This is a genomic window from Nitrosospira sp. Nsp11 (genome assembly GCF_900142705.1).
Lineage (GTDB): Bacteria > Pseudomonadota > Gammaproteobacteria > Burkholderiales > Nitrosomonadaceae > Nitrosospira.
The window spans coordinates 403,730-427,876 of record NZ_FRBV01000001.1 but is presented as its reverse complement, the minus strand read 5'-3'; the positions used below and the strand labels follow the sequence as shown (position 1 = coordinate 427,876).

Below are 24,147 nucleotides of genomic sequence, written 5' to 3'. Positions count from 1 at the left end.
ATGAACAATCCTGTGGTTGGCGTAATAATGGGTAGCAGTAGCGATTGGGAAGTCATGAAGCATGCGGCTAATATATTGAGTGAGTTTAATGTGCCTTACGAGGCCGAGGTGGTTTCCGCTCATCGTACTCCGGATCGCATGTTCGAGTATGCGGAAACCGCAGTCAAGCGAGGGCTCAAGTGTATTATCGCTGGTGCCGGCGGTGCGGCCCATCTCCCTGGAATGATTGCCGCCAAGACTATCCTGCCGGTACTGGGCGTACCGGTTACCTCCAGGCAGCTTAAAGGGCTGGACTCGCTTCTTTCCATTGTGCAGATGCCCAAGGGTATCCCCGTCGCCACCTTCGCCATAGGCGATTCGGGTGCATCCAACGCGGCATTGTTTGCCGTTGCGCTGCTGGCGGTGGAAGATACAAAACTCGCAACGCGTCTTGTCGCATTTCGCGAAACTCAGGCAGCAACGGTCGCGGCAACGACACTGCCTAAATTATGAGCATCAGGCCGGGAGCGATGCTGGGGCTTCTTGGCGGCGGCCAGCTCGGCCGCATGTTTATCATGGCTGCGCAGCGCATGGGCTACCGTGTCACCGTACTCGATCCAGCCGTAGGGAACCCATCGAGCAGCGTGGCTAACCGCCATTTGCGTGCGGATTATCTCGACGCCGATGCGCTGGGTGAACTCGCATCCACCTGCGCGGGCGTTACCACGGAATTCGAGAATGTTCCCGCTGAGTCCCTTCGAATACTCGCTGAGCACTGTGTGGTCAGTCCGGCAGCAAACAGTGTAGCGATTGCGCAAGATCGCATTCTTGAAAAAAATTTTTTTGCGGCAAACGGGTTGGGGGTTGTGCCGTATGCGGTAATACAGAATTCACATGAATTGCATAAATCGCTCAATCTGGATGAGGTGTCGCCCCAAAAGCGTCCGGAACTGTTTCCTGGATTATTTCCGGGTATTCTCAAAGTAAGCCGTTTCGGTTACGACGGCAAGGGCCAGGTACGGGTAAAAAACGCAATAGAACTGGATCATGCGCTGAGTGGAATGAACCGGACTGCATGCGTGCTGGAAAAACTGTTGTCATTGGAATGTGAGGTGTCGGTTATCGTATCGCGCGGATTCGATGGCGAAGTTAACACTTTTCCCGTATCGGAGAATCAACACCGTAACGGCATACTCGATGTCAGCATTGTTCCAGCCAGGGTATCGGAGGCTGTCGTTCAGAAAGCACGTGAAATTGCGGTTCGGGTTGCGGAGAAACTCGATTACCGTGGCGTTTTATGCGTGGAATTCTTTGTGCTTGCCGATGGCAGGCTGCTAGTGAACGAAATTGCTCCGCGCCCACACAACAGCGGCCATTACACTATTGATGCCTGCGCCACCTCCCAGTTCGAACAGCAGGTAAGAATACTTTGTGGCCTGTCGCTCGGCAGCACGGCCATGCATGGGGCAGCGGTGATGGTGAATTTGTTGGGCGATCTATGGCAGCGGGGAGAGCCGGAATGGGAACTGTTGCGGCGGCATCCGAATGTCGAATTACACTTATATGGCAAGCTTGATGCTCGTCCAGGACGAAAAATGGGGCACTATACCGTGCTCGCCGAGACGACTGAAGCCGCGTTGCAGCTTGCGCTGAAAATCAAGCAATCGCTGGAATGTTAGCCTGTCTCCATATTTACAATGGCACGTTTGTAAAAGATAAACATCATGCCCGATCAATCCACGTTGTTTGAATCCAGCATCCGAAGCTTGCCTCTGTTGCATCGCGGAAAGGTGCGCGACATCTACGCGGTAGATGGAGACAAGCTGCTGATTATCCAGACCGACCGACTTTCCGCATTCGACGTGATCCTGCCGACGCCTGTTCCGGGGAAGGGAAAGCTGCTCACCGCTCTATCCAGTTTCTGGTTTGAAAAACTGGCTCGCATTATTCCTAACCATCTGACCGGCATTGCGCCGGAAGCGGTTGTAGCTAAGGGCGAGCATGAACAGGTGTCCGGCCGTGCATTTGTGGTAAAGCGGTTGAAGCCGCTGGCAATAGAAGCCATCGTGCGAGGATACGTTGCCGGCTCAGGCTGGAAGGATTATAAAAGTACCGGCATGATCTGCGGGATCTTATTTCCTCCTGGATTACGGGAAGCCGACAGGTTGCCTGGAGGGGCGGTCTTTACGCCCTCAACCAAGGCTGAGCATGGCGCGCATGATGAAAACATCCCGTTCAGTGAAGCAGAAAAACTGCTGGGCAAGGGGTTAGCGGAGCAAGTGCGAGACAAAGCCATCGCGCTGTATACAGAAGCGGCAGATTACGCGATAACAAAAGGCATCATTATCGCGGACACCAAGTTCGAATTCGGTCGAGACGACGCAGGCGAACTTTATCTGATAGACGAGGCCCTGACTCCCGATTCGTCCCGTTTCTGGCCTGCCGACCAGTATGCGCCAGGAAAAAATCCCCCCAGCTATGATAAACAGTTCGTGCGCGACTGGCTCGAGACTCAGGAGTGGAACAAAAAAGCACCGGCTCCTGCCCTACCCCCCGATGTGCTCGCCAAGACAACAGAAAAATATCAGGAAGCCCTGCGACGTTTGGCCGGTTAGCTATAGGGCTGAAAAAACGAGCACAGCAAGCATGCCGCCAGGGAGTTTTGCTGTTAAAAAAGCCCTATCAGCATCTTTGTTCCCAACAGGTAAAGCAGTACGACAAAAATTGCCTGGAGCGTGGCCATCCGAATAATGTGGGTTGCTTTTGCGCCAAGGGGTGCGGTTAGCATGCTGGCGAGCGCGACCCAGCCAACCGCCGGTAGATGGACGTAACCGAGGCTGTAATCCGGCAACGGCTGGGATTGCGTCATTCCATTCACAATATATCCAATGGTGCCAGCCACGGCGATGGGAAAGCCCACCGCCGCGGAAGTGGCGATGGCATGTTGCAGTTTGACGTTGCAGATGGAAAGAAACGGCACCGTCAGCAATCCCCCGCCGATCGCGACAAAACTGGAAACCATCCCGATTATGCTGCCCGCCCCGACCATACCCCACCTTCCGGGAAGCGTGCGGCTGGGTTTGGGTCTGATTTTAAGCAGCATTTGTGTGGCGGCATAATAGATGAACACGACTACGATAATGCTGAGGACCTGGCTGGAGAGCATTCCCGCCACCGTCGCGCCACTCAATGTGCCCAGGATGATACCCGGAGTGATAAATTTCACCACTTGCCAATTCACCGCGCCATAAGCGTGATGTGCGCGCATGCTGGAAGCGGAAGTGAATATGATCGAGGCCATGGTAGTGCCCAGAGCAAGGTGCAGGATGCGTTCAGGCGGAAAATGCTGGGCACTGAAAATGAAGCTGAGTACCGGGACCATGACTAATCCGCCACCAATACCCAGCAGTCCGGCAAAGAAGCCCACGAACATGCCCAACAGCAGATAGGCGAGCCACCACTCCACTTCAGCCTTTGCCGTAATGGGCGCTCGGCTTCGGCGCGCCGGGATAACTCCCTGGAGGGGAAATTCTCGACAAGCCCGACATTACAGAATTCCCATGATGAAATTCCATTCGGCCGGATCCACCGGTGTAATGGACAGACGGCTACCCTTTTGTAGAATACGCAGGGTGGCCAGTTCGGGATAACCCCTTAATTCCTTGATGCTAACCAGGCGCGTCTTTTTGACGAGCCGCACGTCAACGTTGAACCAGCGCGGGCTCTGCGGTGTCGCTTTCGGATCGAAATATTTACTGCCGGGATCGAATTGCGTAGCGTCCGGGTAGGCAAGTTTGCTAACCTCGGCAATGCCGGCGATTCCGGGTTGTTTGCAGCTCGAATGGTAGAAAAAAACCCCATCGCCGACGCGCATTTGATCGCGCATAAAATTGCGTGCCTGGTAGTTACGCACGCCATACCAGGTGACGGTTTGTTGGTACATTGCGCCAAGGTCGTCAATACTTACGTCGGAGGGTTCAGATTTCATTAGCCAGTAGCGCATATCAGTTCCTTGCTGTTCCTATAATGTTCCAAGATTGTTTCAAGAGAATATACTCGAATCCATCACCTTGATTGTTCGACAAAACCGGTAAAATCTCGTCCGGAATCCCACCCAAAACCATTCCCGAGGGAACAATATGGGAACCCTGCAGCATGACGTACGGAAAAGCCGATCCGAAGCGCGGCCGCTTCTCTCCGACGGGTGGTGATTTGCTTCTGCGATACGACCAAGGGAACGAAGATATGGTCATGACTCTGAATTGCAGGGAAGCTGCACATCACTCTTCGGACTCCTGCTAAACCGAATGATGCTTGGCCTCGACAGTACGCCTCAGGTTGAACGCGAGGAGTTTTCCCAGCCGTTCGTTGCCCACCGGCCCCCTGCCGATCCGCTGGAGCATGTCAAAATCCGGTGCTTTGTTAATTGCGACCATGCATGGTCCGTTGTCAAGCAGGGCGACGTCCCAGCCGATCACCACCTGGTCAGAGAACGCGGTGCCATGGGCATATCGGACCAGATCGATCAGCTCAGGCCAGCATGGAAGCTTGCGATGCAGAATCTGCGCGCCATTTTCGTAATACTGCTCATACCATCCATCCACGGTAGACCCCCAGGCTCCGCAGGTTGCCCTCCCCAGCTTGCCGGTATGAATATCCACATTGGCCGCGATTCCCCCTTTGTGAAAATTGTCGACAACGGCGGTGCTATTTTGCGCCATGCGAAAAACCGCATTGGTAACTTCGAATTCGCCTCGCTCATTACGGCAGCTCATCACCCGGATCGTTGCAAGGGTGCCATTGCCGAGGTCGGCGATCTCCCTGTGATTCACGAGCCGTGGCTGCACCAGGAAAGCTCTTCGTTGTGATGCCTGGCGCAAGCATTCAAGCACCTCGTTCGCGGTAGCATTCTTACCGTCGTTGCGTCGATATTGCCCCGAACCTAGATAATCCCAGCGTGTGGCATTTTTTCCGTTCTGACCATGCAACGGCTTCACGAAGAGATCGATCTCCGGGAGGCCCGGCCCGCTCCAATCAATTGCCGTAATCTTTCCCTTTGCGATGCTCAGAAGGGCAGGCGCAGTGGCAATATCAAATTCACGGCAACGGGACATGAAGCGTAATTTGTCTTTGATGCACGCGGTGCTGCGCTCCGCCGGAATGGGAAGGCCACCATTGTAGTCGCGCAGGAGGCGATATAGCCCGCTTTTCATCTCAAAGCGATTCACGTATTCGGAGGCGTGCTGTCGCTTATCATCGTCATGCAGTTCGAAAATATAGTACCAGGGAGGCAAAATCGCGCACCGGAGCGCGAGTCCGATCTGCTCGCGGGCTTGGCGGGTTATCCCCTTCCCAGTCCTCTTCTTTATTGTCTGCCCGTTTAGCGCGGTAAAGACTGTTGCCAGTACAGCGATCACCAATGGCACAAACGGTAGCACCGCACAGATTACGATACGTTCGCGGAGCCTGATCTCGTGCCAAATCTCGTGCTGAAAGCATCGGTGGACAAAAGTTGCTGCCGAGCTATCGTCAGGCAAGCGGGAAAACGTCCACATCGCACCGCTCAATTCGCGCGTGATCCTGTCAAAGCCCCAGCCGCTTACAATCTTCGTCATGGCTATCCAAAATTATAGCTTCAATATAGGTATTATAAATCAACGACCTGTGTATGAAGTTCTATTGCAAGCATTTGGTGCTTGAGTAAAGAGTCAAGGCTTAAGTCGAGGACTCCCACCGTTTCCCCGGTCTGCCCGAGGAGGAGCAGAGCAGTACGCAGCCGCTAAGGTAATCGTGATGGCTCTGGAACTCCGGGACCTTCTCTCGTCGGGCCGGCAGGAGCGTCTTGACGAGTCCTGCGGCCGTCGCTCGCTTAAACCAGGGCCTCGCCGGTCAACCTCTCCAAAATGCGAAGCGATGAACGCGACGGATCGTTCATCGCATCCACGGGCAGGTAGAACGTCTGATCGAAGCTGTGCTGCCCCGACACCGCGCCGTGCAGCACCAGGTCGGTGATCGCGATCCAACTTGAGCCGGGCGGAAACTCCATGAACTTGTGCGGTGCTGTCTGCTGGTATTCCTTGTCGCTCATGCCGAGGGCGCGAAGCGCCGCAATGTACTGATCGTATTTGGTTTTGGTTCCATCGACGATGCCGAGGCGGGCCAGAATAGAAGAAATCAAACTCGGCTCTTTGAGGCGCACGGAAGGCAGGAAGCGACGCACGAAGGGTTCAAACGGTTCGCCGAGCTGCCAGATACGCGGTCGAGTGGTGGGATGGATGTTGGAGAAAATGCGCAACATGCCGCGCCCCTGGGTAGGATACCCGTAGCTCGAGTCGATGTGCAGGGCCTGGATGTTACTGCGCTGAAAAGGCCGATAGGTGACCCGTTTGCGGTCCAGCGTTCCTTGATAGCTGGGGAACAATTGGCCGATCACACTTTCGGTCCACTTGCCGTAGCGCGCCATGGCCGCCTCGAGATCAGGACGCGCCGTATCTCTGACCTTGGCGCGCATCATCTTGCCGCGCACGCGCGCGTAATGATATTTCTTGATACTGCCGCGCGCAGGATCGAAGATGATTGTGGGCCGGCCGTCCTGAACGTCGGGCTCTTGGGTCAGGATCTTCGCCGTGTCAGAGATCAGGTCCCGCTCTTGCTCGGTCAGCTCAAAACCGCTTCTGGGCAGGTAGATGACGCCTCCCCCTTCCAACGTCTCAATGGCTGTGCGTCGCATCTCCGGCGTCGATAGATCGGCTCCGGGCTCGATCGTCAGCATCTTCACGGTTTCAGCTTCGCATACGGAAACATGTTCTTCATTTACCATGGCATGGCATCCCCTCGATGTGCAAGAGTGTAATAGTCTGACAGCAAATTAATAACACTGCATTATCCCTTCTCTGTCAGATAGTAATTGTCTTGATCATTTTTAGTACCGATAACAGCATATTGGCTGCACGTCTGACTCGCCGCAGAACCACGCCGGACAGAAGTGGAAAATTCGACTCCAAAGGTATGCGGGATGTGCCACAAGTCCCTTGCCCAGCGGGTGAATTACGCCAGCGCTACCCTTGCAATGCAGAGTGCGACGCGCCTTAATATAGTGAGGCCGCCACGTTATCAATTTTGCGCCCGGCATTCCCTAAAGACAATAGCCGCTGCGCATTGAAGCGCCCCTGTCCCAAGTGTCCATTGAAGCTTTTCAACATGGCGCCGCCAGTCGGCCTGTCGGAGGCGGCCGAAGTCGAGTTCAACGCTGGCTCAATCCGGACCTATACCAGATCTATAGGTAGGTCTGGGTTTCATGTCGGCAATACACAATGCGTCGGGCTGAGCCTGAACTAATACGGATTAACCAAACTTGAGCGCCGTAAATGTGTCGTCTTCCCCACATCAATAACTGCAATTATTACCATATGCGCTATATTGAATTCACCGATCTTCATTGATGTGTTTCAATCGCAGTTAACAGGGTCAACCGCAATCAAACGCACTGGCGCGATTCGGCGATGAAGAGTCCTAAAAATTTCGACGGTATAAATCAGCAACTGGAGCGGCGCCAGTTTATCGGTTATGCGCTTGCTGCGGGGATCACCATTGCAGTTCGGCCAATGTCCGCTCAGGCGATCACAATTGATACTGGCAACAACGCCGCCGAAGCCGGAAGCTTATCGATAGATAGTGAACAAAGGACCGGCGGCCAGCATCCACAGTCCCTTCACCCGATTACCTTGTTTCTCTGTGGCGATGTCATGACGGGAAGAGGCATAGACCAGGTATTGCCACATCCCAGTGACCCCATCCTCTTTGAGGGTTACATGAAAAGCGCGAGAGGATATGTGGAGCTTGCCGAAGAGGCAAACGGCCCAATCCCCAAGTCCGTCGATTTTTCCTATATCTGGGGCGATGCGCTGGCCGAGTTGAACAGCAGAAAGCCCGATGTGCGCATTATCAATCTGGAAACCGCGGTCACTCGCAGTGATGACGTGGAACATAAGGCGGTCAATTACCGAATGAATCCCGGCAATATTCCCTGCATTACCGCGGCAAATATCGATTGTTGCGCTCTCGCGAACAATCATGTTCTGGATTGGGGATACTCGGGACTTGCCGAAACGCTGAAAACGTTAAAGGATGCGCATATAAAAATTGCAGGAGCCGGCCGCGATATTCACGGGGCGCAGAGCCCTGCAGTGATGGCCATACCGGAAAAGGGGAGGGTGCTGGTCTTCTCATTTGGGTCGGAAACCAGTGGCATACCCTGGAGTTGGGCTGCTGCGCCGGACAGACCAGGAGTAAACCTATTGCCTGATTTTTCCGCCGTAACGGTTGGAGGCATTAGCGACAGTGTCAGAAAAGCCAGATTGGCGGGTGACATCGTGATTGCGTCGATCCATTGGGGCAGTAATTGGGGCTATCAGATCCCACCCGGTCAACAGGAGTTTGCTCATCAGCTAATCGATGAAGCAGATGTCGACATCGTCCACGGCCACTCGTCTCACCATGTGAAAGGGATCGAGGTTTATAAAGGAAAACTGATTCTTTACGGCTGCGGCGATTTTCTGAACGACTATGAAGGCATTTCCGGGCACGAGGTTTACCGCGGCGATCTCGCCCTGATGTATTTTGTCAGTACGAATCCCTCGACTGGCAAGTTGGTCAGCTTATCCATGACGCCCATGCAGGTCAAACGCTTCAGGTTAAATCATGCGGCTGAGAAGGATGTCCTGTGGCTAAGAGATGTCCTGAACAGGGAAGGCAAAAAATTCGGGACTTCGGTTGATCTCCAGGCAGATAATACGTTGGCGCTGGGATGGGCATCGGCACCTTAGCAACCCGTCGGGCTTAAAGGAAATCGGCTGCAAAAGCGTCTGGGTGGTTCATATTTCGCTGCTTTTTCGATCAAAATCCTCAAAATATGCCCTCAGCCAGCACTTTTTCACTTCGATTCTTCAAGTCCGACAAGCTGCTAGCAGAAACTGCGGTCAAGGTTGTCCAGCTCCCGGTAGATTGAGGAATTCGCGCCGGGTCTTCGGCCCGTAGGTGAGGAAATGCGGCTCGGGATGTTCCATGTAAGCCAACCGCTCGCGGGCGATACGGTCGCGTTCGGTATATTTCTTCACCTCCTCCGGGCTGATCGAGTAAACCTTTGCAGCGTTTAGTCCAAAAATCCTGGCTCGTAGTTGTGGAGTTATTGCGGGATAGCCATACCTGGCGCGCAATTCGGGCGCGATCTGGAACGCGCGGAACGCCTGAATCTGATCCTGCGGGGAGCCATACCAGATGGAGTCCGTGCCCCAGAGAACGTTATTCTCGCCACAGTACTTCAAAAGTTTGCCCAGCGCATGCGCCGCACCTTCCGGGTCGCGCATCAGGTAGCGCCAAGTGCTGCCAAGCTCAGCATAAACGTTGCTATTCGGCGATACTCCGTTCTCGATGAGCGAGCGGATCAGCGTATCGATGCCGTCATCAGCGCCCCTTCCCTTGAAGGCGCGTTCAGGAACGGTAGTTACGAAGCCCGAGTGATAGACCAGGAAGGCTACGTCGGGAAAGCGCTTTGCGACGACGCCGATATCACTGCATTGGCTGTGCTCGTAGGATCGTTTGCCGAAGGGCAAGCCCTTGTGTACGCAGATGACCTTGACGTCGAGTTTGCGTGCTTTTTCGATGAAACGCGTACCGATGTCATCCGACAAAAAATAGCCTTTGCCACCGGGGCCGAACTGGGTGTAGGTCTTCCAGGCAGACACGCTCCAGCGCTCTTTCAACTCGTCCATCGCTTCAAGGTCATGTTCCTGGTTGGGGTTGACGCGTCCATGGATCAGCAAGCGGTGCATCCCTTCCATCCGATCCACGATCCTGCGCACCGAGTCGGCCTCCTGGATGGTAAGCGGTTCGGCGTCAGGTTTCGATGGTACAAAGGAGAGCACCATCATATCGGTATCGGAATCGAGGAACACGTCCTTGATGAACTCATCCGGACCCAGGCAACGCAGGTAGCTGTGCGAGCCAGGCTCCGACGCGAGTGCGCAGCCCGTTTTGGGCATCTGGCTCAGGGGTTTTACGCCGGGCGCGAGCTTCTGCAACCAGGCGCCGTTCGGGTCCACAAAGTGGCCTTGGACGTCGAAGATGAATTCGCCCTTGCCTCCGATTCGCGCCTGTGCGAGTTCGGGATCGAGCGCAGCTTCGATCGGCAGATCGAAAAAGCCGCCTGCATTGCCTGCTGCGGCGTTCGCTACGTTGAAGGCAAGTAAAGTGGAGGCCGCGCCGCAAGCGGAGATTAGAAAATTTCTTCGAGAAACAGCCAAACGCTTTGAATTCTTATCCGCCGCTTCATGTGCGAGGCGGTTCGCCGCCTGATTCACGGGGGATAACGGTACCGGCTCAAACTCCCCGTTGGATGTCGTGTCGAGCTTGATAGGGAGTCGGGCGCCGTCCGGATCAACGAGTGGTTTAGCTGAGTTCATATTGGCAGGTCCTTTCAAAAAAATAAATGCAGAGCGCAGGAGAGTTCGCCGCCGAGAAAGACATGTGCATTATTCAATTTCACCTTAAGTTCGCACACCCCATCCTTCTAGATTTGATCTTGAATGGGACGTTCCACTCACAACCCAAATGCAAGCTCCACCTGGAAAATTAGGTAAGGAGACGCTGCCAGACAGGTTAATACAGGGAAATCGATTTGGCAAAGCGCGTATTTCAGATCGTTGCTTGACCCGCTGACGCGGCAGGGCTTGCGCAAACGGTATCAAGCAGGTCAAAGCGAAATGTGCGCCTCCTTTCTCGCAATGTTGCCGGCCGCTTTTACTTGCCTTTTTGGTAATTTTGGCAAGCGTGATCTGCACTGGGTTATCGGAAGAGCGCGTATCAAATCTCGCACCGGGCTCAATTGCGTTTTGTCAGATCAGGCTAGCAAGGCGCCGCTCGGGTTTGTCATGTTTATAGCGCCTTCCGCAGGCAGCCCTGTTATTACAATTGAGTACTCGCTAATTCATTCCAGCATATGATCCCGAAGAGGCATGGGGGCTATGATGAACTTCCGCCGACGCGACATTTTTCTGAAAATTGAATCGCTGCCGAGTTATAGCCCGCTCGCACCTGTGGCCTGCGCGCGTCACTTTGGGTGCGATTGCATGTTCAACCCAGGCCATGAATCGGGCCGCGTATCCGCGCAGGAAATCCTGGCCAGTACCGCCGATGGCCTGGTCTACCGCGAATATCTCGACGCGCAATATACGATTCCGAACAAGGCGAAGCTCATCAAGGCGGATGTCAACGAACCGCCGTGGGATCGCAGGATTCCGGGCTGCCTGCTCTATGCAAAACCATGGGAGCGGCTGTATATCCATGTCTGGAACGCGGATACAAGCGACTGTCACAGTTTTCATATTCACGGGCTACGTTACGGAATCGAATCGGATGGGGCCTGGCCACTGGGTGTCGCGGGGCGCGATGGAGGGCGCAGCGATGAAATTCTTCCTGGTCAGAAGTGAACTTACGTTTACGACGTTACGCCTGACATGGTGGGCGCCTGGGGGTTTCATGACCACGCGCACGACGTTGCGCGAAACATTAATCTGGGGCTTATTCGGAGGTTTGATCGTCCGAAACCCGGCCGCGCCTTGTGCAGATCATGAGGTTCCGGTTTTTATTCATCAATTTGCCGGAAGCTCGGGCGTTGCGTTTCAAAGCAAGCCTCTTGCTCATGGCGATTCGTTCAATTTCGTTTTTGCCGATGCGAAGATTGTTCACTATTACTGCGCGATCCACGGTCCCGCGATGAATGGAACAGTCCAGGTCACGGCGGGCGCACCGGTCAGCGCAAACGTCAGCGTCCAGGACAACAAATTCGTCCCTTCCCTGATCCAGGTGTGCCCTGGCGGAAGCATCCACTGGCAAAATGACGACAACCATGAACACATTGTGTTTTCTGCTGGAGGCGGCGCTCCAAACTTCTGCCTCAATGGCCGCCCGTTTGTCGGGAACACACCGACAGTGGCGGGGGATACTGGCGAGAAACTACGCTGGTATATTCAACCTGGATGTCTCCGGTATCTGGCACAACTTTCACCCCCATTCGGTTCGCTGGGCGCTGCCGCTTCCTCCTGGAGGCGCATCCGATGTACACGGAATGAGTTCTCTGGAAACATTTATCACCGATACCGAGATTCCTCCCGCCATACGGCTTCCGTACGCTCTCGAGCAGTTTCAGTGGAATCCGTCGGAAAATGCCTGTCGCGTGCGAATTCGCGGAGATTTCCTTTTCCACTGCCACGTTGAAGAGCACATGATGGCCGGTCTGGCCGGCCTGGTTCGTGCTCGCCAGTACATCTGGATTTCCGACGAATTGAGCAAGTCGATCGAGGTGGAATTGCCCTTTGACGATGGAATGAATGAGTGTCCATCGGTCGATATTCTGCGCTGCCTGCATGACCACGATGCAGCGCCCACATCCGGCCACGACCATTCGGGCGGCGCTAGGGAGCACCTGGCGCCAACCGTGGAAGCGGTAGGTATGGCCGGCATGGGCATGGGCGGAATGAGCGCCATGCCTTCGCGGGATATCCTTGAAGCAGCCACGAAAGGAAGGTGGGAATTGCTGCCCTGTCCCGCGCCGATACTCGCTATTCATGGTGCGGTGTCGCATACCGGTAAAGTTTTATTGTTTGCTGGCTCGGGCAATGATGAACTTTTCACCACCGGCTTGCGCAGTGCGGTGTGGGATTATGAAAACGGAGAGTTTATTTCTCCTTTTACTCCTGTGGACTTCTTCTGCGCAGGCCAGGCATTTCTGCCTGATGGCCGGTTGCTTGTCGCGGGCGGCACAAAGGAGTATGACAGGGATGGCTGCCCCTTCGTTGGGCTCGAAACCAGCTATCTGTTTGATCCGCTCTCCGAATCCGGTAGAAGTGTTGCCAGGGTTCCTGAATATAGCCACAAGCACAATGACCATTGTCACGTTGCCGGAAGGATTCAGCCAGAGCAGAGATCACTGCGGCAGCGTGCTGCTGGCGCCTGCCCAAGACCAGCGGGTCATGATCCTGGGCGGAGGCGACCCCGCGATCAACACCGCGCATATTATCGATCTGAAAGCTTCCGCGCCGGCCTATGAGCCGGTTGCGTCCATGACTCACGCGCGGTTTCACGTAAATGCGGTTCTACTGCCGGATCGGACCGTATTTGTTTCAGGTGGAAATGGCCAATCTGAAGTTGTGGCAACGGCGGTTCTGGAGGCCGAGATATACGATCCTGCTACCGACACCTGGATTGCGGCCGCTACGGCACAAGCCGGACGGCTGTATCATTCAATTGCCCTTCTGCTGCCCGACGGCCGCGTGCTTGCGGCCGGATCCAATCCGAACAGGCGAGACGACGAATTGCGCCTTGAGATCTATCATCCGCCATATCTGTTCCGGGGCCCTCGGCCCTTCATCGAGACAGTACCGCAGCAGATCCTGTACGGCGGAGAATTTGAAATCCATACCCCACAGGCTGAAGAGATTCACTGGGTCGAACTGATCTGGCTCATGGCGACAACCCACTCATGCGAGACCGGGCAGCGCGTGGTAGACCTTGAGTTCAAGGCGCACGATTTTTGCCGTTTGCATGTCAATGTCCTGAGCGAGCAGAACATCGCCCCACCGGGACGGTATATGTTGTTCCTGGTCAACAAACGAGGCGTGCCTTCGGTTGCCAGGTGGGTACAATTGACGGGAGGCGGAAAACCTGATCATGAACCCGCGGAAATAAAACAGCAACTTGCCATGCATGTCACCAGCAAGGATAATCCTGCGCCAGGGACGAAGAAGCCGAGTGACTGAGTCCAAAAATGTGGTTCAGCCAGGATTGTTTCCTGATAAGGTCCCCGCGGATGCCGTCAACCCATTTATCTTGAACCTTAGGGTCCAAGGCGGTCACTAGCCGGATGCATCAGGCGCTTCCTTAGAGGACTCGCACAACAGCATCACGATGGTTTGCAACCAGTTCTTAAAAAGTTGGTTCAAAGAATATAGGGCTAAACAAACACCGCAGGGAACAACTTTTATCCATTACTGCCTGCATTTAATATCTGACTCAGCCGGCCGAAATGAAGAATTTGTTCGGGCTGGCTTGAATTTGTAATCCGGGTTAAAACAACTTGTCCTGTTCCGGCATCACCGCATCAAGCGCTGCCTGCATGTGATCGATTCTACGCTTAAATTCTTCCATGTCAAAGCCTCCTCTGTTTCTCGTCGTGAGCAATTCATGAGTAATGTTCAGGGCCGCCATGATAGCGACGCGCTCTGACCCGACCACTTTGCCGCTATCCCTGATTTCACGCATCTTTTTGTCGAGATAGGCCACCGCTTGGAGTAGTTCCTCGCGCTCTTCGTCGGGGCAGGTAACGCGGAATTCCCGCCCCATGATGGTTACATCCAAAGCTTTGCCGGTCTTCATTCTTCGCTTTCCGGAATCTGCATCAGGATAGCCTCGAGACGAGTGGTTGCGACACCTATTTTTTCGGCCAAACGCTTATTTTCACTGATGGTGCCAGCCAGGTCCTGGCGGAGTTGGATATTTTCCAACCGCAATTGATGACATAAATGCACGAATTGATCAATTTTCTCTTCGAGGGATTTCAGTTCCGATTCCATCAAGTCACTATAGTTTGGAAATCCCTGTTGAGTCAACTCCCTGTTGAGTCAACTGCTAACGTGATTTTCTAAATGTAGTTTCAAGCAATCCACAGCAGTCAGTCATGATCCATCGGCCAGTTCGCAGCGATAAATTTGATAGTGAAAGCAGAACCATCAGTTTACGCCCCAAACTGATGGTTCTGGTAGAATGCCGGCCACGTTTGAGGTGCTCTGGCCGCTTTGCGCGGTCGAGTTAAACGGGAACCAGGTTAAGCAACCTCTGAATATAAATCCTGCGACAGGATTTATTCAGCGGTTTCTTGAATGCCTGGGCTGCCCCCGCAACGGTAAGCAGGTGTGGGCGTATCGAATAAGGAATTCTGAACAGGAAGTATTCCGTAAAACGCTGGGTTGGCAATTACGTTGCCAACCCAACTGCCAGACGTGGAGACTTTTTCAGAGAACTCTGATGCCACTGTGAATGCTCCAATTCATGGGAAGGTGATACGTCAAATCCTGCGAGCCCGGATACCGGCCTTGAACGCAAATGGAAATATCGCGTGGGGCGGTATCCTGATCGATATCTGTTCGCTCAAAAGCCTCTGCGGTATTTCCTTGTTCTCGATACATGGTGGATACGACTCCTCCAATTACAAGCTGATACCATGGGTCTATTCCACAAACTACTTTTTCCATTTTTTGTCATGTCTGCGTCTTCAATGGCGATCGCTGAATCCAGCGATCCGGCGAAACTCCCGCTTGAAGAGATCGTCGTTACCGCCACCCGCTTTAATCAGCGTGTCGAGAAGTTGCCGATAGGCGTTTCTGTGATCCACGCCGAGCAGATCAAAAATAGTGCTGCTTCGACTTTGCCGGAGTTGCTGCAACAACTGGCCGGCATCCATACCCGTAATGTCGATGGCAGCCCGGACCCCCAGATCGACATGCGCGGATTCGGCATTACGGGTAATCAGAACACGCTGGTTTTGCTCGATGGCCAGCGGATGAATGAAAACGAACTGGTGGGTGTCCGCTGGTCGACCGTTCCGCTTGATTCAATTGAGCGCATCGAAGTGCTCCGAAGCAGCGGCGCCGTGACCTATGGGGCTGGCGCCACGGGTGGCGTAATCAATATCGTCACACGCGCTGCCGCGCCTGGTCGTGTGTCGGGTACCGGAGGCGTTTCAATTGGCAGCTATAGTGCAACGGAATTCAATGGGACGCTAAACGCTGCAGGCAAGAACCTTGGGTTGGCGCTCACCGGTAACGCGCTGCAAACGGATAACTATCGCGTCAACAACGCATTGCGTCAACTGAACCTGCAAGGAGATCTACGCTATAAGTTTACCGGTGGGCGGGCATTGTTGAAGTTCGGCCTGGATGACCAAAGATTGGAATTACCGGGGCCTCGCACCGAATCGCAGTTGCGAACAGACCGGAAAGGGACCGCGACGCCGCGCGATTTCAGCACGCGCGAGGGCGCATACGTGACGCTCCGGGGAGAACGCACTACTGGATTTGGCGAGTTTGCCGCGGATCTTTCCTTTCGCGATGTCCGTCGCACGGCATTGTTTGATGATTACAGTATCGATGGCTTCAACTCCAAAACGTTCGTCAATTCACAATCCGACGTGTGGCTGTTCAATCCGAGGGCGAAACTGCCGTTTCAGGCTTTGGGAATGGATCACGAACTGATACTGGGCGCGAATCTGGAATGGTGGGACTATCGTGCCGAACGCCTTACCGGATCGGAAACCGTGCCGGGCTCAGCATCCGCCACCACACTACAGACCGATGTCGTGGCGACTCAGCAGAATCGCGCAGTTTACCTGCAACACACCTCTACTCTACCCAAAGGTACGACCATTACGCTGGGAGGGCGGCTGCAATGGGTGGACAATAAGGCCAATGATCGTTTCAATCCCTCAGCGCATGCCCGTGGTCAGCAGAGCCGCACCGTCCATGCCTATGACGTCGGCGTGCGTCAGCCACTGGGATCTGCATTTTCGTTCTACGGTAAGTTTGGCCGCAGTTTCCGTATACCCACGGTAGATGAAAACTTCAATCAGTTCGGTGGGCCGGCATTCGATTCCATAATCAAGATACTTGAGCCTCAAACCGCTCATACCGGAGAAATCGGGCTGGATTATCAGCAAGGACCAGTACGTGCCCGTACCTCACTTTACCGGATCAACCTCAACAATGAGATCAACTTCATCAACATAGACCCGTTTCGGTTTTTTGCTAATACGAACCTCCCCCCTACCCGGCGGCAAGGTCTCGAACTGGAGGCGTCCTGGGCTGTTAACAGCGCAATCGATGTATCCGGCAGCTACACTTACAGTGATGCACGTTTTCGTCAGGGGAATTTCGGCGGCGTCGATGTTTCAGGAAACATCATTCCGCTGGTGCCGCGCCATAAGGTTTCAGCTGGCGGTACCATTCGGCTTGCACCGACAACGCGTTTCGCTGCGACGATGAATTATGTTGGGGAACAGGTATTCGATAACGATCAGGCCAATACAGCCACGCGTCGCATGCCGGATTACGTTACCGTGGATCTCAAGTTTACTCACCAGCTAAGAAAGCTGTTGCTGAGCATGGCAGTAAACAATTTATTCGACGAAAAATATTTTTCATATGCGATTCGCAACGCACCAGGCACGAGCTTCAATGCGCTACCCGCTCGCGAGCGTAATGTCTGGTTCACCGTAAAATATCAGTTTGACTGAGACCATTGTAGTGATGTTCCGCGCAAGCACCTTATCGCGCATGGAAGCAGATGACATAATACGGCTTTGCCAGAACTCCTGGTAGTGCATCTTCTCCCGATTCTGCTTGCGCATGCAAAACACGCAAATTCCCACCCGCCGTCAACTATGCCTGCGCTTGATAAGGTATGTCGCGCCCTATTGGGACGCGGTCATACTTGGGGTAATAAGCATGATTGCGATGGCGGCAAGTGTACCTATGCTGGTCGCGTTGGTGCAACCGATGCTGGATGGCGCTATTGCTGGCAAGAACCTGGAATTGATGCAGCTCGTTCTGCTGGGGATCATCAGCCTGTTTGCGGTTCGGGCGGTGGCCGGCCATATCGGGGCCTATGCGGTGAACTGGCTAGGAAGCAAACTGGTGCTGGACTTGCAGGTGGAGATGTTCGCCAAGTTGTTGACCTTGCCAGCTCCCTATTGCACCAGTCACGAGAGCGGTAACCTCGTTTCCGGAATCACATCCGACACCGAGCAGGTCGCCCGTACCTTTACCGATGTCATAACGGTGGCAGTCAAGGATGTGCTTGTGGTTCTGGGATTGCTGGGATGGATGCTTTATCTCGACTGGCGGCTTGCCTTGCTGGCGTTATTGATGGCCTTGGCGATGCTGCTGATCACGCGGCTCGTCACGGTGCGACTGCAAAAAATGGCAATGGAAGCCCAACAAACAATGGGAAGCCTCAACCAGGTGCTGGAGGATGCCATCGAGAACTACCAGGTGGTCAAGCTTCACGGCGGTGAGCAGTATGAAAACCAGCGCATGAGGGAAAAGGCGGAGGAAGCGCATCGCTTAGCTAAAAGACGAATGGCTATGGCCTCTCTCCGTGTACCGTTGATACAAATAGCCGCTGCAGGAGCGCTGGCGGTTATTGTTTATGTAACAGCTCAGCAAGCGTTTGCCGATGAGATTACTGCAGGCAGCTTTGTTTCTTTCATGGCGGCCATGCTGATGCTGATTTCTCCAGTGAAACGCATTGCCGGTCTGAAGGAGGTCGTGCGGCATGGACTAGGAGCGGTCGAGAGCGTATTTTCGCTGCTTGACCAGGAGCCTGAACCGGACACGGGAACAATTATCGTCGAGCGTGCGCGCGGCGAATTACGATTCGAACAGGTCCATTTCTACCACGATCGGGAAAAGAGCTTTGAAGGCGGCTCCAAAGCGAATCCCGGGCCCGGTGGCCAGCAGGGTATCGGCGCATGTTCGGCGCTGTTGGGTATCACTCTGACCATACAGCCGGGTGAAATGGTGGCATTAGTAGGTTTTTCAGGAAGCACCGCTGTGCTCACGAGTCTGGTGCCGCGTTTCATTAATCCCGCATCAGGAAAGATTCTGCTTGATGGCCATGATTTAAGGAGCCTTAAATTGGCCAGTCTGCGCGCCAATATTGCGTTGGTATCATCGAAGACAACGCTCTTCAACGATACGATAGCGGCCAATATCGCTTATGGCGCACTGGGCCGGGCAACAGAAGCAACGATCACTGCTGCAGCACAAGCCGCGCACGCAACGGAGTTCATCCGGAAGATGCCCCAGGGATTGCAAACCCTCGTAGGGGAACACGGCGTAAACCTTACGGGGGGACAGCGGCTACGTATTGCCATTGCGCGCGCACTGATTAAAAATTCGCCTATCCTGATCCTGGATGAGGCAACCGAAAAGATAGACATCGAATCTGCGCATCATGTGCAGGCAGCGTTGGATGCCGTCGTGCAAGAGCGTACCACGCTTGTTATCGCCGATCGTTTAGCCACCATGGAGAAAGCGGACCGCGTCGTCCTGCTGGGTAGAGGCGGAGCCGTCGAGATCGGCAGTCACCGGGAATTACTCGCAAGAGGTGGAGCTTACGCCAAGCTTGCTCGGGCTTTATATGCGCAAAAGGATGTGATGGCCAGAAACTCTGAGTCGTCCCTTGGGTAATGGCGCGGGAAGCAGGAGATCATTGTATGAATTCCTGGCTTGAGTATTCCGGAACCCATCTTTTCAAGTCCTGTTTGACTTCCTCATCGCTTAATGCCGGATTCTCGTTTATCCATGCCAGCAGTTCCGTCAGCCACTGTTTCTCGACCTGGCGGGCCTGGGCAATGCGCAATTTGGGATGGGGTGTCGGCAAAGTGTTCTCATCATCTGCCAACAACTCTTCGTAGAGTTTCTCCCCCGGGCGTAACCCGTTGTATACAATTTGTATATCACTCTCGCTCAGGCCGGAAAGACGGATCAAGTCTCTTGCGAGGTCGGCTATCTTCACGGGATCGCCCATATCCAGCACGAAAATTTCTCCGCCACCCTTTCCCCTCCCCATTAGTCCCGCTTGCAGAACCAGTTGCGTGGCTTCAGTTATAGACATGAAGTAGCGGGTAATTTCCGAGTGGGTGACAGTGATCGGCCCACCCTTTGCGATCTGTTCACGGAATTTTGGAATGACACTGCCCGCGCTACCCAGTACGTTTCCGAAACGTACCATGACAAAACCCGGCACATGATTCCTGTCGGTCAAGCCATCTTTTCCAGAGGCGTTACCAGCAATGGAGATGGATTGCTGCAGAGCCTGACATACCATTTCCGCCAGGCGCTTGCTCGCGCCCATGACATTCGTAGGATTCACCGCTTTATCAGTCGAGATCAATACGAATTTTTCCACGCCCTGCTTGATCGCAGCCTGTGCCAGCACATAAGTTCCAAAAACGTTATTCATGACAGCTTGCCAGGCATTTTCATGCTCCATCAACGGTACATGCTTATAGGCTGCGGCATGGAATACAACCTTCGGCTGGTACTGCAAGAACACTTGAGCCAGCCGCGCAGCGTCCTTGATATCGCCTATGGCGAATACCATGGGGATGTGCGGAAAATTGGCCTGGAATTCCTGCTCGACGCTATAAAGCGCGAATTCGTTCAACTCGAACAGCACCAGGCGGCCCGGCCTGAACTTCGCAATTTGACGGCACAACTCCGAACCGATTGAGCCGCCAGCACCCGTAACCAAAACAGTTTTTCCTGCCAGCAAGCCATGCAATCCGTCGTTATCCAATATCACCGAGTCCCGGCCCAGTAAATCTTCCGGCTCGACAGTGCGGATCTGCGACACAGTGATTTTACCGCTGATCAAATCGTCGTATGAAGGGACGATCAGCGCCTTTACGCCAGCGGTCGAACACATTTGCATCGCCCGGCGCCGATTGCGTAGAAGGCGGTCCGGTTGGCGCCTGTCGGGTTGGGCGCGGTATACTTTACGGCGATCGGAAGACGAGGATGTCATGGCGATGATGGCATGATCCACGCGATACTTTTTTGCGACGGCCGGTAATTCGCTGATTCGCCCCATGACCCTGAAGCCGTGCAGCATCAAGCCCCGCTTAGCGGGATCATCGTCCAGAAATCCCACTACTTCCCATTGCACGCTCCGGGCAAGCTCTTTCACCAGTCCGACTGCGGCATCTCCCGCCCCAAGCACCAGGACGAGATTTTTTTCCAGTTTCTTTCGTCCATAAAGTCGATGCTCCTTCCATAACCGATAGGCGAGGCGGCTTCCTCCCATGATAACCAGAAGCAGAATAGGGGCCAGCAGCAACACGGTACGTGGTACGCCGGTGTGTACTTGCAACAGGTATAACGCCAGGGGAACTGCGGCTGCTGATGCCAATACAGCGAAGAGGATGCGCCGTAAATCGGGCAAGCTGGCGTAATGCCAGAGCCCGCGATACAGGCCGAACCATAGAAACGCTGCCGCGTGTATCAAAACCGTAAATGGCAGGATTTCTTTCAATGCCGCCAGGTAAAAAGGAGGTATTTCGAAATTGAAACGGAACAAATAAGCGAACCACCAGGCAGCGATTACTGCGGCAAGATCGTGAATGAAGGCAATTCCCGCGCGTATATTAAGTTTATGTACAGGCATGCTATGAGCGACCCGGATGGCGTTTCCAATAGTTGTCGGATACCAGTACCATGATGAGATAAATTCCACCCCATGCGACGCCGACCCCGAGCTGAACGGCAGTTTGCTGTCTCATCGCCCATATTGCGCTGGCGCCCGCGGCTAACATGAGAACATAGCCGAGCAGGGCTGTATTGCGATGACCCAAACCGCTTTGCACCATGTGCTGATAATAATGCTCGCGATGCGCCTCCCAAATTTTTTCACCGCGCAGACCGCGTTTCGCGAGAGTAACAGAAGCATCGACAATAAATGGTGAAAATATAAGCAACGGCAACCATAATGGCCAGTTACCGTTTGTCCAGCCCATAATACCCAATATTGCGGCCAGGAATCCTAGCGGAATTGATCCTGCATCTCCCATGAAAATACGTGCGGGATGAAAATTAAACAACAAGAAAGCTGCCGCTGCCGCAGCGATGCAGAAATTGATCATGGCAAACGGCTCATTCCCGGCTAGCCATGCGGTCACGCCGTAGCAACTGAAACCAATCAGCGTCATTCCGCCTGCCAAGCCATCTGAGCCGTCCATGAAGTTATAAAGATTGAGCATCCAGGTAATTGCGACCGCGGCCATCGCCGTGACCATCCAGCCATGGGTATCGGATAGCATTGCTACGGAGAACCAGACTGCAACCGCTCCATGTATCAGAAACCTTGCCCAGGCCGGCAGGCCGGAGACATCATCGGCAAAGGAGATTGCTACCAGTAATATAACGCTTGCCCATATGGACAACGGCAGCATGCCGGGGAGAAGCGCCCATGAGACGAGGGCCCCGGACATCAAGCCCAGTCCGCCGGTTCGTGGAACAGCCTTGCTGTGAAGGGAGCGGGGATTCGGGTAGTCCAGCACTTTGAGAAGGCCGCCCTTGATCAAATAGGAAATCAGCGCGAACGCGATCATGAAAGCAACGAACGGTGCCGCAAAAGCTGAAAAAGACATGCCTATGTCCATGAATGGATTATCGCTGCTGAGAAGGGCGTGCGGAGATTCCCCCATATGCGCGATGGTTCGCGCATATGAAGCACCAGTGAGGCAAACTCATAAAGCAATGGCGAAAGGCAATTTTCAGAAAAGAGCCTGGATTTATTTCTATCTATGAAATTTGTTTGAGCCTTGCTCCCAACCTTCTTCCGATCGGAAAATCTGGTATTGTTGCTCGCAAATTGCCTGCCTTTTCAGGTCGGTGCTTGCACTCATCGTTCAAATGATATCCTCGAACAAGAATATTTTCCTGTCTATCAAAAATCAACCACTAAAGTGGCGTACCGATGAGAAAGATATCGCTTAATGCGCAAATTCTGGCTGGTGTGCTGGCTGGTCTCCTGCTGGGCCTGGGGTTATCCCTGCTGGGAAAGGAATCTACAGCCGCACAGGCCGGGTTATATTTCGCCGAGTTGGTCGGAACACTGTTTATCGACTTGTTGAAAATGGTAATGATTCCACTTGTGTTTACTTCCATCGCCGTGGGGGTTGCCAATTTACGCGCACACAGGCAGATGCACAAGGTATGGAAAGCAACGCTGGGCTTTTTCATATTCTCCATGGCGCTCGCGATCATGCTGGGCCTGACTGCCGCCAATCTTGTCCGTCCTGGTGCAGGGCTGGAGCTCGCGATGTTTCAGGATGCCATGCAGGGATTTCGAGCCGAGCAAATGACGTTATCCGATTTTTTCGCTCACTTCCTCCATTCGCTGTTCCAAAACCCAATGACTGCGCTGGCGGAGGGTAACGTGATTGCTGTAGTGGTTTTCGCGCTTTTGCTCGGGATTGCCCTGGTGGTGGGCGGCGAACGCTATGCCAACATTCTCATTCTGTTACAGGAATTGCTGGAGCTGATGCTGATGCTGGTGGGCTGGATCATGCGCTTGGCGCCATTCGGTATCATGGCACTGCTGTTGAAGCTTGCGGCCACCCAGGACGCGGCTTTGCTCGCCACATTGGTCGAATTCATAGTCGTGGTGGTGACAACAACTTTATTGCACGGCATGGTAGTCCTGCCGTTGATTCTTTATCTGGTTACAGGCATGAGACCGCTCAAATTCTGGCGTGGGGCGCGGGAGGCCTTGATAACGGCCTTCGCCACCAGTTCCAGTTCCGCCACTCTGCCGGTCACCTTGCGCTGCGTCGAGCAGCATCTGCATGTCAAACGCGATATTGCCGGTTTTGTCGTGCCGCTGGGCGCTACGCTCAATATGGACGGTACCGCGTTGTACGAAGCAATGGCCGCCTTGTTTATCGCTAATCTGGCAGGCATCGAGCTCAACCTCATGCAACAGATGATCGTATTTGTGACGGCCATGCTGGCTGCAATGGGCGCGCCCGGCATACCCAGTGCCGGGATGGTGACCATGGTAGTGGTACTGCAATCTGTCGGCCTGCCCGCAGAAGCCATTGCCATCCTGCTGCCCATCGATCGCCTCCTGGATACTTTTCGCACGGCGGTCAATGTCGAAGGGGACATGGTGGGAAGTCTCGTGGTACAGAAATGGGTGGGGCATGAGCAGCACATCAACGAACATTAGCAGCCTGCCGGATTTAAAGGAAATCGGCTGCAAAAGCGTCTGGCCAGTTCATATTTCGCTGCTTTTTCGATCAATAGAATAACTATCGGCCTTCAAAATCCCCAAAATCTGACCTCACCCAGTCACTTCTTCGCTGCGATTCCTTAAGTCCGACAGGCTGCTAGCAGCAACCCCAGGGGAAATGCCCGGATGAGCATTCGGATTGTTGCCGCGGTCGCGGCAGAGGCAGAGGCAATAACCAGAAATGCAGAAATACGGATGCTTAAGGTATTGCTTTCAATCTGTTATCACACTTCCTGCCCTTGGATTCATGAGATCGCGATTATC

20 protein-coding genes, 1 other RNA gene and 1 riboswitch are annotated in these 24,147 nt (G+C 53.9%); of the genes, 10 read left to right on the top strand and 11 right to left on the bottom strand.

The annotated features are described in order from the left end of the window. From purE to BUA28_RS02130, 3 genes are read left to right on the top strand one after another with little or no spacing between them, the layout of a single operon-like run. Positions 1-492 (top strand): 5-(carboxyamino)imidazole ribonucleotide mutase, encoded by a 492-nt coding sequence (gene purE, locus BUA28_RS02140; RefSeq protein WP_072766479.1) that lies wholly within the window; start codon positions 1-3, stop codon positions 490-492. Continuing rightward, positions 489-1,658, top strand: a complete 1,170-nt coding sequence (locus BUA28_RS02135) for a 5-(carboxyamino)imidazole ribonucleotide synthase (RefSeq protein WP_072766478.1) — start codon at positions 489-491, stop codon at positions 1,656-1,658. Before purE ends, BUA28_RS02135 begins: the two co-directional genes overlap by 4 nt. A gap of 45 nt (positions 1,659-1,703) precedes the next feature. Then, positions 1,704-2,594 carry a phosphoribosylaminoimidazolesuccinocarboxamide synthase gene (locus tag BUA28_RS02130; RefSeq protein WP_072766477.1) on the top strand — a complete coding sequence of 297 codons (891 nt, stop codon included), beginning with the start codon at positions 1,704-1,706 and terminating at the stop codon, positions 2,592-2,594. A 53-nt stretch (positions 2,595-2,647) separates the two neighbouring features. Here the strand turns inward: BUA28_RS02130 and BUA28_RS02125 are convergent, their stop codons facing one another. The 4 genes from BUA28_RS02125 to BUA28_RS02110 all read right to left on the bottom strand — a co-directional run bounded on the left by BUA28_RS02125 (position 2,648) and on the right by BUA28_RS02110 (position 6,799). Next, positions 2,648-3,445, bottom strand: coding sequence for a sulfite exporter TauE/SafE family protein (locus tag BUA28_RS02125; protein ID WP_072766476.1), 798 nt, complete (start codon positions 3,443-3,445; stop codon positions 2,648-2,650). Positions 3,446-3,526: 81 nt separating this feature from the next. Beyond that, positions 3,527-3,982, bottom strand: coding sequence for an EVE domain-containing protein (locus BUA28_RS02120; protein WP_072766475.1), 456 nt, complete (start codon positions 3,980-3,982; stop codon positions 3,527-3,529). A 295-nt stretch (positions 3,983-4,277) separates the two neighbouring features. Continuing rightward, complete coding sequence (locus BUA28_RS02115; protein WP_072766474.1) at positions 4,278-5,594, bottom strand: sugar-transfer associated ATP-grasp domain-containing protein; 1,317 nt, start codon at positions 5,592-5,594, stop codon at positions 4,278-4,280. 254 nt (positions 5,595-5,848) lie between these two features. Continuing rightward, positions 5,849-6,799, bottom strand: a complete 951-nt coding sequence (locus BUA28_RS02110) for a Kdo hydroxylase family protein (protein ID WP_072766473.1) — start codon at positions 6,797-6,799, stop codon at positions 5,849-5,851. 682 nt (positions 6,800-7,481) lie between these two features. Here BUA28_RS02110 and BUA28_RS02105 point away from each other — a divergent pair. Then, entirely contained in the window at positions 7,482-8,804 is a 1,323-nt protein-coding gene (locus BUA28_RS02105; RefSeq protein WP_256598202.1) for a CapA family protein, read from the top strand. A gap of 153 nt (positions 8,805-8,957) precedes the next feature. On the opposite strand, the gene BUA28_RS02100 is transcribed toward BUA28_RS02105, so the two are convergent. Further along, a complete protein-coding gene (locus tag BUA28_RS02100; RefSeq protein WP_072766472.1) occupies positions 8,958-10,439 on the bottom strand; it encodes an amidohydrolase family protein in 1,482 nt (493 codons plus the stop codon). A 666-nt stretch (positions 10,440-11,105) separates the two neighbouring features. Here BUA28_RS02100 and BUA28_RS02090 point away from each other — a divergent pair. After that, on the top strand, positions 11,106-11,465 hold the full coding sequence (locus BUA28_RS02090) for a cupredoxin domain-containing protein (RefSeq protein ID WP_143148413.1): 360 nt from the start codon (positions 11,106-11,108) through the stop codon (positions 11,463-11,465). A gap of 91 nt (positions 11,466-11,556) precedes the next feature. On the opposite strand, the gene BUA28_RS02085 is transcribed toward BUA28_RS02090, so the two are convergent. Beyond that, positions 11,557-11,886, bottom strand: coding sequence for a hypothetical protein (locus BUA28_RS02085; RefSeq protein ID WP_072766469.1), 330 nt, complete (start codon positions 11,884-11,886; stop codon positions 11,557-11,559). Between BUA28_RS02085 and BUA28_RS15740 the strand changes: the two genes are divergently transcribed. Beyond that, on the top strand, positions 11,885-13,084 hold the full coding sequence (locus BUA28_RS15740; protein ID WP_072766468.1) for a hypothetical protein: 1,200 nt from the start codon (positions 11,885-11,887) through the stop codon (positions 13,082-13,084). The two genes, BUA28_RS02085 and BUA28_RS15740, sit on opposite strands and share 2 nt — an antisense overlap. Next, on the top strand, positions 13,008-13,793 hold the full coding sequence (locus tag BUA28_RS02075; protein WP_072766467.1) for a galactose oxidase early set domain-containing protein: 786 nt from the start codon (positions 13,008-13,010) through the stop codon (positions 13,791-13,793). The genes BUA28_RS15740 and BUA28_RS02075 overlap by 77 nt, the downstream gene beginning before the upstream one ends. A gap of 37 nt (positions 13,794-13,830) precedes the next feature. Here BUA28_RS02075 and ssrS read toward each other — a convergent pair. The 3 genes from ssrS to BUA28_RS02060 form a co-directional block, all read right to left on the bottom strand. Further along, positions 13,831-14,010: non-coding RNA, 6S RNA (gene ssrS / locus BUA28_RS02070), on the bottom strand. Between the two features lie 90 nt (positions 14,011-14,100). Next, the gene (locus tag BUA28_RS02065; RefSeq protein ID WP_072766466.1) at positions 14,101-14,409 is read right to left on the bottom strand and encodes a cell division protein ZapA; all 309 of its coding nucleotides are present in this window, start codon (positions 14,407-14,409) and stop codon (positions 14,101-14,103) included. Beyond that, positions 14,406-14,606: a hypothetical protein gene (locus tag BUA28_RS02060; protein ID WP_072766465.1), complete on the bottom strand. Its 201-nt coding sequence runs from the start codon at positions 14,604-14,606 to the stop codon at positions 14,406-14,408. Before BUA28_RS02060 ends, BUA28_RS02065 begins: the two co-directional genes overlap by 4 nt. A gap of 189 nt (positions 14,607-14,795) precedes the next feature. Then, positions 14,796-15,143, top strand: a riboswitch (cobalamin riboswitch). Positions 15,144-15,307: 164 nt separating this feature from the next. Between BUA28_RS02060 and BUA28_RS02050 the strand changes: the two genes are divergently transcribed. Together BUA28_RS02050 and BUA28_RS02045 are read left to right on the top strand one after the other, a co-directional pair. Beyond that, a complete protein-coding gene (locus BUA28_RS02050) occupies positions 15,308-17,320 on the top strand; it encodes a TonB-dependent receptor (RefSeq protein ID WP_178297845.1) in 2,013 nt (670 codons plus the stop codon). A gap of 112 nt (positions 17,321-17,432) precedes the next feature. After that, positions 17,433-19,277, top strand: coding sequence for an ABC transporter transmembrane domain-containing protein (locus tag BUA28_RS02045; RefSeq protein WP_072766464.1), 1,845 nt, complete (start codon positions 17,433-17,435; stop codon positions 19,275-19,277). Positions 19,278-19,296: 19 nt separating this feature from the next. Here BUA28_RS02045 and BUA28_RS02040 read toward each other — a convergent pair whose 3' ends face one another. Together BUA28_RS02040 and BUA28_RS02035 are read right to left on the bottom strand one after the other, a co-directional pair. Then, complete coding sequence (locus tag BUA28_RS02040) at positions 19,297-21,255, bottom strand: polysaccharide biosynthesis protein (RefSeq protein WP_072766463.1); 1,959 nt, start codon at positions 21,253-21,255, stop codon at positions 19,297-19,299. A 1-nt stretch (position 21,256) separates the two neighbouring features. Next, the gene (locus BUA28_RS02035) at positions 21,257-22,237 is read right to left on the bottom strand and encodes an MraY family glycosyltransferase (protein ID WP_256598201.1); all 981 of its coding nucleotides are present in this window, start codon (positions 22,235-22,237) and stop codon (positions 21,257-21,259) included. Between the two features lie 329 nt (positions 22,238-22,566). On the opposite strand from BUA28_RS02035, the gene BUA28_RS02030 reads away from it, so the two are divergent. Then, on the top strand, positions 22,567-23,820 hold the full coding sequence (locus BUA28_RS02030) for a dicarboxylate/amino acid:cation symporter (protein ID WP_072766462.1): 1,254 nt from the start codon (positions 22,567-22,569) through the stop codon (positions 23,818-23,820). Positions 23,821-24,147: the final 327 nt, after the last annotated feature.